Here is a 14,345-nt window from a genome sequence, read left to right as displayed (position 1 = left end):
GTTCTGTAATAAATAATAAAAAAGGAGACAAAAGACATGGAGAACAAAGACATCGAAACATTATTGGCAAAAGAGGCAATTCGCGATCAGATCTATACATATTGCCGTGCTCTGGATCGAATCGACAATGAATTGGGTTACAGTGTGTTTGCTGAAGACAGTAAGGTGAACTATGGACCAACATTCCCGAAGGGAACCGGAAGACAGTTTATTGATAACATGCTGAACCAGCATCGCCACATGATATCTACCCATCATATGATGACGAATATTTTGATTAAGGTAGATGGCAATAAGGCAGCAAGTGAGACTTATATGTACGCTGCCTGCAAATTCCCGAAGAAGCAGAAAAATGGTAAGAAATCTACATTTACCGTAGAAGCAAGATGTCGTGATATTGATAAATGGGAATGCAGAGATGGTAAATGGTTGATTGTAGAAAGAGTAGTTGCCGGAGATAATACGATGATTGTTGTTCCTGGCCAGGATCTGGAGAATTACAATACAGAACGTAATAATAAGAAAGATCCATCTTACAAATTCTTTGCAGATTTTGAGTAATATATATAGTAAAAGAACGTATGATTTAACAGGGCTCCGGGCAAATATTCCCAGAGCCTTTTGCTTTTTAGGATAATTCTGCGATCCGCGATACGCCGACATAGATTTCTGAAATTTTATACCAGGTGGAGTAATCGGTCACACCGGTTTGCGGAAGCCCAAATATGGACTGGAATACGCGAACGGCTTCGGCTGTAGCAGGACCATAGATGCCGTCTGCGTTGATTTTTGGAATTGCCGGATAAGCACCGGCGATCACATTTAACTGCTCCTGCATCTGGCGGACTTTATTGCCGGAAGAACCGATTTCAAGGTCATAGCCGGGCCATGAGGATGGAATGCCGGAAATGGCTTCAGCAGTGTTGATGTACATGTTATCGCCGTAATAGTAGCGCAGGATTTCAATCGGTGTGTAGCCTTGATCGCCAAGGGACTTGGAACCCCACTGCGTCATCCAGCCGTTGCTGGTGCACTGTACCTGTCGGCCGTCGCAGTACTGGGTGAGGATTGGCTGGCGGACATTCGGACGGGACAGATAGTCGGCAAATAGTTCGTCTACAATGACAGAGATGGTGTCGAAGATGTTGCGCTCCGGGATCCATTTGTGGTCGAAGGCTGTAGAAGATGTGATTGTAAAGTCATATCCCTGATTGCGATAGAATTCCGTGTACACGCGGTTCAGTGTAAAGGACATGATCGCAAGCACATTTGCACGGATGGTATTCTCCGGCCAAGTGGCGTAAATCTCGCTGGAGGCTACATTTTTAATATAGTCTTTGTAGCGGACATAGTAATTCTTTGCGGTACTGTCCCTTGGACTGCCGTCGTGAACGACAATGTATTCCGGAACAACCACACGGCTGAGTACGATTTCGCCACTTTCAGGAATGGGCTTGATCTCAGCTTCTGGGATTTTTGCAGGATAATTGCCGTAAAGGGTATGTGCCGGAATAACGAAGATCTCTTCCTGAGAGGCGTCTTCAGAGGCAGGTGCGGTGACAGGATTCAGAGCGATATTCTGCAGGGCAGTTACGTCTGCCAGAATCTCTGCACCGGCAATGGTGACTGGCTCATAGCCTTCTGCGGTAACTTGAAATGTATATTCGGAATAGGGCTGTACTTCATTTTCGGGATTCGTACTATATTCGACAGGCGGAGCCGGGAGATCGATGGTTTCGGTCTGTCCGGACGAGTTGGTCGTGAGTTGTTCCAGCGTGCTTTCTGGAACTCCGGTATAGGAGATGCTTATAGATGCGTCTGCGATAGGATAAGCGGTGATAGAAGAGGTAAGGCTGATCTGCAGACGACCGATATCTGGGTGGTCAGGAGAACTGATAACTTGAGCCATGATAATTGTATAACCTCGCAAATTCTGTTACAATAATATATGTGTATAAGAAGCGTATGTGAATAATGAAAAAAGCTATCGTTTCATGCATGCATTTGATTATGCACAATCTAAGGGTTGAAAAATGTTAAAACTTGTTGTATAATTACGACAATTTGGACATTTATAGTTTACAAGACAAAATTGGAAGGGGACAGGTGGACATATGAAAGCATTTCTTATCTTGGAAGATGGGACAGTTTTTACCGGAACCAGCATAGGTTCGACAAAGGATGTAATCAGCGAGATTGTTTTCAATACTTCGATGACGGGGTATCTGGAGGTGCTGACAGATCCTTCTTATGCAGGACAGGCCGTGGTAATGACATACCCATTGATCGGCAATTACGGCATTACACCAGACATGGAGTCAAAAAAGGCATGGCCGGATGGTTATATTGTAAGGGAGCTGTCAAGAATACCTAGTAACTTCCGCTCGGAAGGCACGATTCAGGATTTCCTGAAGGAGCAGGATATTCCGGGTATTGCAGGAATTGATACAAGAGCATTGACAAAGATACTCCGTGAAAAAGGAACTATGAACGGTATGATCACTACGAATGAGAATTATAACGTAGATGAGATTGTTCCGAAGCTGAAAGAGTATAGAGTGGGAGATGTAGTTACTGTGACTACATGCTTAGAAAAAGAAGTTCTTCCTGGCGATGGACCGAAGGTTGCGTTGATGGACTTTGGTGCTAAGAATAATATTGCCAGATCTTTAAATAGCAGAGGCTGTGAAGTGACAATTTATCCGGCACATACATCTGCGGAAGAGATTATCGAAAGTCATCCGGACGGCATCATGTTATCCAATGGCCCTGGGGATCCGGAGACCAACGTATCAATTATCAAAGAGATCAAGAAATTGTCCGAAACAGACATTCCAATATTTGCTATTTGTCTGGGACATCAGCTGATGGCCCTTGCTCATGGCGCTAAAACATACAAGTTAAAATATGGTCACAGAGGAGGCAATCATCCGGTAAAAGACCTGAGTAATAACCGTGTATACATTTCTTCACAGAACCATGGATATGCGGTAGATGCATCAACTGTAGATGCGGATGTGGCGAAAGAAGCATTTGTAAATGTTAACGATGGAACCAATGAAGGACTTGCATACATTGGTAAGAATATTTTTACTGTACAGTTCCATCCGGAGGCTTGCCCTGGACCACAGGATTCCGGATATCTGTTTGACCGCTTTATTGACATGATGAACAACAGGGAGGAGAAGTAAGATGCCTAGGATAAAAGATATTAAAAAAGTACTTGTAATCGGATCGGGACCAATTGTAATCGGTCAGGCAGCAGAATTTGATTATGCAGGAACACAGGCATGTCGTTCTCTGAAAGAAGAGGGAGTAGAGGTTGTCTTACTGAACTCTAACCCTGCAACTATTATGACTGATAAGGACATTGCAGACCGTGTATATATCGAGCCGCTGACCGTAGAAGTAGTAGAGCAGCTGATAAAGAAAGAGAAGCCGGACAGCGTACTTCCTACACTGGGCGGACAGGCTGCGCTTAACCTTGCTATGGAGCTTGAGGAAGCTGGTTTCTTAAAAGAGAATAACGTACGTCTGATCGGTACTACATCTGAGACGATCAAGAAAGCCGAAGACCGTCTGGAATTTAAGAAGACCATGGAGAAGATCGGTGAGCCATGTGCAGCTTCACTGGTCGTTGAAAATGTGGAAGACGGTGTCCAGTTTGCTGAGAGCATCGGATATCCGGTTGTGTTAAGACCTGCTTATACACTGGGCGGAAGCGGCGGCGGTATCGCTCACGACAGAGTACAGTTGGTGGAAATTCTGGAAAACGGACTTCGCCTGTCTCGTGTTGGTCAGGTACTGGTAGAGCGATGCATCGCAGGATGGAAAGAGATCGAGTACGAGGTAATGCGTGACAGCAATGGTAACTGCATTACTGTATGTAATATGGAAAATATTGATCCGGTTGGTGTACATACCGGAGATAGTATCGTAGTAGCACCTTCTCAGACACTGGGCGATAAAGAGTATCAGATGTTGCGTACATCTGCACTGAATATCATCAGTGAACTGAATATTACCGGTGGATGTAATGTGCAGTATGCGCTGCATCCGGATACATTCGAATACTGTGTAATCGAGGTTAACCCTCGTGTGAGCCGTTCTTCTGCGCTGGCATCTAAGGCAACAGGATATCCGATTGCTAAGGTTGCTGCTAAAATTGCACTTGGTTACACACTTGATGAGATCAAGAACGCAGTTACTAAGAAGACTTATGCAAGTTTTGAGCCGATGCTGGACTACTGTGTAGTTAAGATCCCGCGTCTGCCATTTGATAAATTTATCAGTGCAAAGAGAACACTGACAACTCAGATGAAAGCTACCGGAGAGGTTATGAGTATCTGTGATAACTTTGAAGGAGCGCTGATGAAAGCTATCCGTTCTCTGGAGCAGCATGTGGACAGTCTGATGTCTTATGATTATTCTTATCTGACAGGAGAGGAACTTCTGGAAGTATTGAAGGTTGTAGATGACAGACGTATCTGGAAGATCGCAGAAGCAATTCGTCAGGGGATCAGCTATGATGAGATTCACAGAGTGACCAAGATTGATAAATGGTTTATCGACAAGATTGCACATCTGGTAGAGATAGAGCTTCAGATGAAGCGCAGCGCACTGGATGAGGATCTGCTTCGTGAAGCGAAACGTATGGAGTTCCCAGATAATGTGATTGCTGAGATTACAGGACACACTGAGCGTGAGATTCATGACATGCGCCATCAGTATGGCATTACTGCAGCATATAAGATGGTAGATACCTGTGCGGCAGAGTTCGCAGCAGAGACTCCATATTACTATTCTGTATATGGCAGTGAAAATGAAGTGACAGAGACGAATGACCGTAAGAAGGTTCTGGTACTTGGTTCTGGTCCGATCCGTATCGGTCAGGGTATTGAATTTGACTTCTGTTCTGTACACTGTACCTGGGCATTTGCAAAAGAAGGCTATGAAACAATTATCGTAAATAATAACCCGGAGACGGTAAGTACAGACTTTGATATTGCAGACAAGCTGTATTTTGAGCCTTTGACACCGGAAGATGTAGAAAGCATTGTAGATCTTGAAAAACCGGACGGAGCAGTAGTACAGTTTGGCGGACAGACAGCGATCAAGCTGACAGAGTCTCTGATGAAGATGGGCGTGCCGATCCTTGGTACATCTGCTGAGAACGTAGATGCAGCAGAGGATAGAGAGCTCTTCGATGAGATCCTTGAGAAGTGTGAAATTCCAAGACCGACCGGCGGTACTGTATTTACAGCGGAGGAAGCAAAAGAAGTTGCGAACCGTCTGGGATACCCGGTTCTGGTAAGACCGTCTTACGTACTTGGCGGACAGGGTATGCAGATTGCAATTGATGATCACGATGTGGATGAATTTATTGGTATTATTAACCGTATCGCACAGGATCATCCAATCCTGGTAGATAAATATCTGCAGGGCAAGGAAATTGAGGTCGATGCCGTATGCGATGGCGAAGATATCCTGATTCCTGGTATCATGGAACATATAGAGAGAGCAGGTATCCATTCCGGAGACAGTATTTCTGTATATCCTGCAAAGAGTATTACAGAGAAGACAAAGAAGACGATTGAAGAGTACACAAAGAGACTCGCACAGTCTCTGCACGTAATCGGTCTGATTAACATCCAGTTCATTGTATGTGGAGAAGATGTGTATGTAATTGAGGTGAACCCGAGATCCAGCCGTACCGTACCGTATATCAGTAAAGTTACCGGTATTCCGATTGTTCCGCTTGCATCAAAAGTTATTATGGGACATAAGATCAAAGATCTTGGATATACACCGGGATTGCAGCCGGAAGCAGATTACTTTGCAGTGAAGATGCCTGTATTCTCCTTTGAGAAGATCCGTGATGCAGATATCAGCCTTGGACCAGAGATGAAGTCTACCGGAGAGTGTCTGGGTATTGCAAAGACATTTGATGAGGCATTGTACAAGGCATTCCTTGGTGCAGGAATCAAGCTTCCGAAGTTTAAGAATATGATCATGACAGTAAAGGATGAAGATAAAGAAGAGGCTGTTGAGATCGGACGCAGATTTGCTGAGATCGGATATAAAATCTTTGCTACGGCAGGAACAGCAGAGACTCTGAAGAATGCCGGAGTAAAGGCAATCGCTGTCAATAAGATCGAACAGGAATCTCCGAACCTGATGGATCTGATCCTTGGACACAAGATCGATCTGGTTATCGATACACCGCCACAGGGAGTAGAGCACTCTAAGGATGGTTTTGTGATTCGCAGAAGCGCAATTGAGACAGGAGTCAATGTACTGACTGCGATTGATACAGCCAAGGCGTTGATCACCAGTCTGGAGAACACAGATATTAAGAAACTGACATTGATTGATATTGCAAAATTATAGCAAGCCAGTCAATCCCTACCAGTTCTGGAATGCATCTGTAATTGAATTGAATAAGTAAAGATGTTATGATGCCCTCGTTATCACATGTAACAATTTTGTAATAAATGTAATAAACTCGAAAAAAATGAGTATACTTTATTAACAAAATAAAATATGTAACAGGAGGGCATCATTTTATTATGTTTAAATTAAATAATTGCAGATGGCGTATGGTGTTAGCAGCGATCGTGGCACTAAGTATAGGATTTAGCAGTCAGGCGGCAGAGATTGATCAAATAGGTACACCGGAGAGCAAAGCAATTCTAACTGTCGGACAGGTTGTCAAAAGTGCGTCTGGAATAGAGTGTATTAAGAAAAATAAAATGCAGACCGGGTTACAGACAAAGCTTACATCAAAGATAGAAGATACACTAAAAGAAGAGGAAGAGAGAGCTGAGAAACTTCTGGCTTCCATTATTTTCTGTGAAGCCGGTAACCAGTCTTTTACCGGACAGGTGGCAGTGGGGGCTGTGGTATTGAATCGTATGGCGAATGAAGCATATCCAGATACCATGGAGGAAGTGATTTATCAGCCGGGACAGTTCTGTCCGGCAGGAAGCGGATGGCTGGACAGAGTGCGTAGTACGGATGGATATACGGAATCGGCTATGCAGGCGGCAGAAGCAGCACTCGCTGGGGAGAATCCGATCGGTGACTGCCTGTATTTTGACCAAGGAGGATATGGCTATCAGATTGGTGCACATTATTTTCATTAAGGTTATGCAGAGAGGCTGATGGCATATGATTTTCGGAATAGTCTGACAGACAGGCTTCTAAGTTGAATTACAGAATGGATTCGTGTATAATCAAAAGTACACGAGAGGAGGAAGAGCACAATGGAGAAGATGCTTAAAACAACAGCTAAGGACAGAGTAACAAAGACAGCAGAGCATGTAAATGGCGGTGCGGGATTTATTATGAAAGAAGAGTTGATTACGCCTGAACAGCGTGGTGAACATTGCGGTTTGCTGAACCGGATCGCTTTGAAGCCAAACTGTGAGATCGGTCATCACGAGCATCACGGTGAAGCTGAGATGTATTACATTCTTGAGGGAACCGGAATGTACGAAGAAGATGGTGAAGCGGTGGCAGTGGAAGCAGGTGATGTGACTTACTGTGAGGACGGACATGGCCATGGTCTGAAGAACAATGGTAAGGAAGAACTCGTCATGGTGGCTGTGATCCTGAAAAAATAGTCCTATCTATATAGAATAAGCTGAAAATATCCTATACAGTCTCTGGCTCAATCAGGAATTGTATAGGATATTATTGTGAAGGGGAAAATGAATGAGACAAGAGAAAAAGAAAAATCTCAGGTGGAATACGATGAAAATACTGGCAGTTGGGTTCCTGGGGGTAATTCTTATTGGTGCTGTGCTTTTGTGGCTTCCAATCTGTAACGAGAAGCCGATCAGCTTCTTAGATGCGTTGTTTACATCTACGACATCTGTTTGTGTGACAGGGCTTATCACAATTGTCCCGAAGTATCAGTTTACGATTGTTGGAAAAGTGGTGCTTCTTTTACTGATTCAGATTGGTGGATTGGGAATTGTAGCATGTGTAGCTGCATTTTTTATGATTATGCGTCGCAAGATCACTCTGAAAGAACGTATTGTGATTCAGGAGACTTACAACATGGATTCGCTTGGCGGACTGGTGGGGATGGTCAGGAGGATACTTCTTGGAACACTGGTTGTCGAGGGCGCAGGAGCGGTATTGTATGCAATTCAGTTTGTGCCGGACTTTGGACTGCTAAAAGGAATCTGGTATGGTGTGTTTCATTCTGTTTCAGCATTCTGTAATGCCGGAATTGATATTCTTGGAGAAGATAGTCTTGCAAAATATGTGACGAATCCATTGATTAATATTACTACTATGCTTCTGATTACGCTTGGAGGAATTGGCTTTACCGTATGGTATGATGTGGTTGACAATTGTAAGAGAATCCGGCGACATGAAGTACCGCGGAAATGGTGGTTTACAAGACTGAGACTTCATACAAAGATAGTATTGGTCACCTCACTGGTGCTTTTCTTATTGGGAACGATCCTGACATTTATATTGGAATATAATAATCCGGATACGATTGGCAGCTTAAGTATCAGACAGAAGTTTATGGCTTCTGCATTTCAGTCGGTAACGACAAGAACTGCAGGCTTCTTTACGTTTTCGCAGGTGGGAATGCATGAAGAAACAGGATTTCTCAGTACGATCCTGATGTTTATCGGGGCTTCTCCGGGCGGAACCGCAGGTGGATTAAAAACAACGACATTTGCCATGCTTTTTTTAGCATTTCTTACGATGCTGCGAGGTGGTCATGATATTGAATGCTTTGGAAGAAAGATTGACGAGGACAATTTTCGAGTGGGATTTGTAGCGATCATGCTGGCACTTGGAGTATATATTATTGGAACTACGGCGATTGCAGTGATTGAGCCTGATAATATAGGGTTTCAACGGATTATGTATGAGACGGCATCCGCATTTGCGACAGTTGGACTGACAGCAGATCTTACGACGAAATTACATACGGGCAGTAAGATTGTTCTGATGATCCTGATGTACATTGGAAGAGTTGGTCCTATGACAATTGCGCTTTTATTTGCGGGAAAAGTAAATCTGAAGGAAAAGTTGAGAACGCTGCCGTCAGAGAGGATAATGATCGGATAATACGTGGAGGATAATGATGAACAAACAATTTGCAGTATTTGGAGTAGGAAAGTTTGGCGAAAGTGTGGCTGTTGAATTGCAGAGACTTGGCTGTGAAGTAATAGCAGTGGATAAGGATATGGAGCGGGTAGAGCACATTGCGGATTCTGTATCTTATGCTATGCAGGCAGATTTTGGTGATCCGGATTTTATCCATTCACTCGGAACCCGTAATCTGGACGGTGTGGTCATTGCGGAATCGGTTAATCTGGAAGCAAGTATTATGGCAACTGTTATCTGTAAGGAAATCGGTGTTCCGTATGTTGTAGTCAAGACAAAGAACGAAAGGCATGCAGAGATACTTAAGAAGATTGGAGCAGATGCTGTGATTTCCCCGGAAAAGGAAATAGGCATCAAGCTTGCAAGAAATCTAATGAAGGCAAGCTTTGCAGACTGGATTGCACTGTCGCCAGATTACAGTATTGCGGAATCAGAAGTTCCGAAAGCATGGATCGGCAAGAGCCTGAAAGAGTTGGATATACGTAAAAAATATGGAGTGATTGTGGTTGGAATTAAGTGGAATAGTCAGGTGGAGGTGAATCCTGATCCGGATGAAAAACTGAAGAAAGATATGATCCTGATATTAGTGGGAGCTAATCATGATCTTCGTAAGATTGGATAAAATAGCAGCCGTTTCGAGAAGTAAATGCGAAACGGCTGCTATTGACACTTTATAATCGCTATGCCAGTGATTCAGCAAGACAGTGAAGCAGTCTTGTGTTATCTTCCGGAAGCATGATGCAGAAACGGATGTATTCACCCGGCAGTCCTTCAAATGATGAACAGTCGCGGATCATCATGCCCTGGCGGATTGCCCGGTCAAAGATATCAAAAGATGTCAGGTCATCCCGGAGTATCTTAACCAGAATGAAATTGGCGTATGCCGGATATGTCTTGGCATAACGGAAAGAATTCAGTTCATTGAGGATACGTTCCCGCTCAGAAAGGATCAGAGAACGCGTTTTCTGAATAAAATCTTTATCCTGCAACATGCGCACGCCTGCATAAGCGCCCAGACTGTTCAGACTCCATGGGTTCTGGTGTTCTTTCAGTGTATCCAGGAAAGCCTGGTTACTTGTGACACCGTAGCCCAGACGGAGTCCCGGAGCTGCATAGAACTTAGATGCACCGCGCAGGATCATCAGATTATCATAAGTAGCTGCTAACGGCATGGCGGTAATTTCGGACACATCTGGAGCAAATTCTACATAGGTCTCATCGATCATTACGAAAATATCTCTTGAATTACAGAGCTCAAGAAGAGAGCGAAGCTCGTCTTTTTTCATGGCTGAGGAAGTAGGATTATTAGGATTACACAGAATCACAAAATCTACGTCATCAGCCAGAGCTTTGGCAAAATCATCAATATCCAGATGAAAGTCATGTTCTTCAGAAAGATTGTATTCGGAAATGTGTCCACCTGTGAGTGAAAGCTCCCGTTCATATTCAGAATAGGTTGGTCCGATGACCATAGCATGTCTGGCATTTCGTTCACTGATCAGCAGAGAGATCAGTTCGGTGGAACCATTGCCGGTTACAACGTGTTCCATCTTGACACCACAGTAATCCGCAATCGCAGAACGGAGTTCTTTGTAATCGCGATCCGGATAACTGGTGATCACATCTAGATGTTCAGCCAGGTCTTTCTTTAATGTAGCAGAAAGTCCTAATGGGTTCACATTAGCACCAAATTTGATAATACTTTCTGCAGGAATCTTATAATATTGTTCGATTTGTTCGATATCACTTCCGTGAAAAGCAGGACGATCCTGTTGAATATTCTTCTCAGACATAATAATCTCCTATATTTTGTGGTTGGTATTGCCTTTAAACATGAAACAATGCTATACTTCATTATAGTATGTTTAAAGAAAAAAGCAATGCAAGAAGAGGTGGATGGCTTGAAAAATAAAATTAAAAAGTTTTCAAAAGGAGATTTTCAACTGGCGCAGCCGCAGGTTGTCTTTCCGGATACAAGCCTGATTCTCACCATTGGTGAAGGGGAAGTTTATAAGGGATATTTCATGATCAAGAATCGAGGGGAAGGCTCTATCAGAGGGCTGGTATACTCGTCTTCTTTTCGTATGCGTTGTCTGGAACAGGGATTTGAAGGGAATCCGGTAAGAGTAGAATTTGAATATGATGGCAGAGGACTGCTGCCGGGACATGTGGAGCAGGGAACATTTACCATTGTGTGTACCGGAGGAGAATATACGATTCCGTTTACAGCATTGATAGAGAAACCTTATGTAATGACGAATTACGGTAAGGTGCAGAATACGGATGATTTCCGAAGACTGGCGGTTAAGGATTATACAGAAGCATTGAAGTTATTCCGTTCCCGTGAATTTTATGAAGTGTTAAAATACGAGGATAAGCGTATCTTTTATTTATATGATAATATGCGCAAATGGTCTCTGGATGAAGCTGCTATGGAAGAGTTTCTGGTAGGTATTAAACAGAAAGAATGTATTTTCCTGACACTTCCGGGGGAAGGTATGCTGTTTCAGGACGTGAAGGAGATTACCAAGCAGACGCTGACAGTGATCAAGAATACCTGGGGATATATGCCGGTTCAGATTCAGACAGAGGGCGAATTCTTAAGCGTCAGCCGCAACCGTTTTACGACAGACGATTTTGTGGGCAATGTATACCAGGTAGATTTTCTTGTGAAGCCGGACGGCCTGCATGCAGGACGTAACTTTGGTAAGATCCATCTGATCACTCCGTATGAGATTCTGAGTTATGATGTGGAGGTTATGCAGAATGGCTCCTATGATGAGAATCATCGAGAGATCGAATTTTTGATGGCACAAGTAGTAAAGGAACATGTTTCCTGTGTGGCAGGCCGCATGACGTTGGATAAATGGACAGAGAGTGCTGTGGATAAGGTGAAGAAGATGCGTCAGATCGATCCGCTGGATGAGTATCTTCAGTTATTTCAGGCACATGTATATATTCATGGCAATCAGATCGAAGATGCCAAGTGGATTCTGGAGAATTATAATTATAACCGGTTTGCGATCGGTAAGAATCCGAAGGTGAATGCTTACTATCTGTATCTGACGGCATTGGTGCGTGGACATGGAAGTCATATGGATCGTGTGATAGATGAGGTTGGTAAGATTTATCTCAGACAGCAGGATTCGACCATGCTTCTGTTGATGCTTCTGGATATTGATCCACAGTATCGGGACAAGGGCAGACGTCTGGCGGCACTGGAACAGCATTATCAGAATTATCGGACCAATGGAGTCTTATTTCTGTTAGAAGCATTTCAGTGTTATGAAGAGAAGAGCCTGCTTTTGAAGAAGCTTGGACAGTTCGAGATGATGGTATTGAATTTTGCATCAAAATATCGCCTGATTTCCAGAGAAATGGCCATGTATGTGGCTAATCTTGCCAGCCAGCAGAAAAATTACAGTGAATTTCTGTTTCATATTCTGGAACGGTTATATAAGCTTTATGCAGAACCGATGATTCTGAATGCAATCTGTACGCTGCTCATCAAGGGCAATAAGCTGGATAACCGTTATTTTGTATGGTATCAGAGAGCGGTTAATGAAGGATTTAAGATTGCACAGCTTTATGAGTATTATATGTCTACGATTGAAGAAGATGATGTGAGAGAAGCATTGCCGAAGTCTATCTTTCTGTATTTTATGCATGGTAACACACTGAATTATAAAAAAGCAGCACTGCTTTATGCGAATCTGATCACTTATGAAGAGAATGCCAGTGATCTGTATATCAGCTACCGGGAGCAGATGGTGGCGTTTGCATGGGAACAGCTTATGAAGCGTCATATTACGGAATCGCTGAAGGTGATTTATAAGAAGTTCTGTACAGAGGAAGAAATGACCGGAGAACGTCTGGAAGCTATGCGTGATATCTGCCATGCATATCTGGTGAAGACTAAGGTGCATAATCTGAAATGTGCCCTGGTCATTGAAAAGGATGGTACAGTAAAGCAGAGAATTCCGTACAGACCGGATGGTATGATCGTTTATCTGTACGATAAGGAAGCAAGGATTATCTGGCAGACCATGGATGGAGGATATCATACGGATTCCATTGCATTTGAGACGAAGCGTCTGTTCTATGAACCACGTTATCTGGAAATGTGCAAGAAATACATGTCCAGAATTTCCAACTGGGGTGCAGAGAATAATAAACTGGAAGTGAATTTTGAAAATATCCGGAAGAATGGTATCAGGGCTTTTGATGAAAAAGAGGTATTTCGCCTGTGTAGTAAGACGATCCGTGAAGAGGATTATGATGAAGACGAATTTATGCTGTATCTGAGCTATGAGCTTTTTAAGAGACAGCAGTATGATAAAATGACACTGACTTATCTTGCTGATTATTACTGTGGTTCTACACGGAATATGAAAGTGTTGTGGAAAGTGGCGAAAGATTACGGAATTGCTGTGACCAAGCTTGGTGAGCGTATTATTACGCAGATGCTGTTCTCGGAAGATATGTTTGCAGAAGAAGATATATTTATTGATTATTATCTGAATGGCAATCCGTATTTCCGCCTGAAACAGGCATATCTTGCTTATGTGAGCAGGGAATATGTAGTGTATGGAAGAAGCGTAGGTGCCTCCATCTTTGATATCATTATGAATGAAGAGAAAAATGATGAGGATCTGGCAGATATCTGTAAAGTGGCTCTGCTGAAACGTTTTGCCGGAAAAGAGTACGGCGAGGAAGAGGGAGAGATCCTACATCGTTTTCTGCGGGAAATGTGTGAGCGTCAGCTGGTATTTCCATTCTATATGGAATACGAGGAGTCGTGGCTCAGAGAGGCACAGATTTACGATAAAACTATGGTGAGTTTCCAGGCATCCCATGGAGGCAGAGTGCGTATTACGTATAAGATGCGCCGCGGTGATGTGGAAGATCTTGGCTATCAGACAGAGAGTCTGATGCCGGTATATGAGAATATCTACGTGAAAAGCTTCGTGTTATTCCAGGATGAACAGGTTCGCTATTCATTCTGTGAGACAAGTGGCAAGAAGTCCTATACGGATCCGGAAGAGGTGCTGAAACAGGAACGGAAGGTGCCAGAGATTGGTAAATATGGCAAGTTGAATGCTATGGCGGGTATGGCGCCTGCAAGAAAGAAACAGGCAATGATCGAGTATGAACAGGAAGCATATCTGGCTGAACGGATCTTCGGCAAGACAGGCAGCAGGAGGTAA

General features: G+C 43.5%; 10 protein-coding genes. 8 read left to right on the top strand and 2 right to left on the bottom strand.

Annotated elements, in window-relative coordinates; translation table 11 throughout:
* The first annotated feature begins 36 nt into the window (after positions 1-36).
* On the top strand, positions 37-561 hold the full coding sequence (locus tag DWZ93_RS04025; protein WP_118383467.1) for a nuclear transport factor 2 family protein: 525 nt from the start codon (positions 37-39) through the stop codon (positions 559-561).
* Positions 562-628: 67 nt separating this feature from the next.
* Here DWZ93_RS04025 and DWZ93_RS04020 read toward each other — a convergent pair whose 3' ends face one another.
* Positions 629-1,909 (bottom strand): peptidoglycan-binding protein, encoded by a 1,281-nt coding sequence (locus tag DWZ93_RS04020; protein ID WP_118452037.1) that lies wholly within the window; start codon positions 1,907-1,909, stop codon positions 629-631.
* Between the two features lie 205 nt (positions 1,910-2,114).
* Here DWZ93_RS04020 and DWZ93_RS04015 point away from each other — a divergent pair, with 205 nt between their 5' ends.
* The 6 genes from DWZ93_RS04015 (at position 2,115) to DWZ93_RS03990 (ending at position 9,760) form a co-directional block, all read left to right on the top strand.
* On the top strand, positions 2,115-3,191 hold the full coding sequence (locus tag DWZ93_RS04015; protein ID WP_118452036.1) for a carbamoyl phosphate synthase small subunit: 1,077 nt from the start codon (positions 2,115-2,117) through the stop codon (positions 3,189-3,191).
* A gap of 1 nt (position 3,192) precedes the next feature.
* Complete coding sequence (gene carB / locus DWZ93_RS04010; RefSeq protein WP_118452035.1) at positions 3,193-6,390, top strand: carbamoyl-phosphate synthase large subunit; 3,198 nt, start codon at positions 3,193-3,195, stop codon at positions 6,388-6,390.
* A 179-nt stretch (positions 6,391-6,569) separates the two neighbouring features.
* Positions 6,570-7,145: a cell wall hydrolase gene (locus DWZ93_RS04005; RefSeq protein WP_118452034.1), complete on the top strand. Its 576-nt coding sequence runs from the start codon at positions 6,570-6,572 to the stop codon at positions 7,143-7,145.
* Positions 7,146-7,265: 120 nt separating this feature from the next.
* On the top strand, positions 7,266-7,625 hold the full coding sequence (locus DWZ93_RS04000; RefSeq protein WP_118452033.1) for a cupin domain-containing protein: 360 nt from the start codon (positions 7,266-7,268) through the stop codon (positions 7,623-7,625).
* Between the two features lie 91 nt (positions 7,626-7,716).
* On the top strand, positions 7,717-9,099 hold the full coding sequence (locus DWZ93_RS03995; RefSeq protein ID WP_118452032.1) for a TrkH family potassium uptake protein: 1,383 nt from the start codon (positions 7,717-7,719) through the stop codon (positions 9,097-9,099).
* Positions 9,100-9,115: 16 nt separating this feature from the next.
* Entirely contained in the window at positions 9,116-9,760 is a 645-nt protein-coding gene (locus tag DWZ93_RS03990) for a potassium channel family protein (RefSeq protein WP_118383472.1), read from the top strand.
* A gap of 58 nt (positions 9,761-9,818) precedes the next feature.
* Here DWZ93_RS03990 and DWZ93_RS03985 read toward each other — a convergent pair whose 3' ends face one another.
* A complete protein-coding gene (locus DWZ93_RS03985) occupies positions 9,819-10,931 on the bottom strand; it encodes a pyridoxal phosphate-dependent aminotransferase (RefSeq protein ID WP_118452031.1) in 1,113 nt (370 codons plus the stop codon).
* A gap of 99 nt (positions 10,932-11,030) precedes the next feature.
* Here DWZ93_RS03985 and DWZ93_RS03980 point away from each other — a divergent pair, with 99 nt between their 5' ends.
* Positions 11,031-14,345: a DUF5717 family protein gene (locus DWZ93_RS03980; protein ID WP_243061100.1), complete on the top strand. Its 3,315-nt coding sequence runs from the start codon at positions 11,031-11,033 to the stop codon at positions 14,343-14,345.

Origin of the sequence: Dorea sp. AF36-15AT, assembly GCF_003477705.1 — a bacterium.
Taxonomy (GTDB): Bacteria; Bacillota; Clostridia; order Lachnospirales; family Lachnospiraceae; genus Claveliimonas; species Claveliimonas ammoniilytica.
This window is presented reverse-complemented; position numbering and strand designations above follow the sequence as displayed.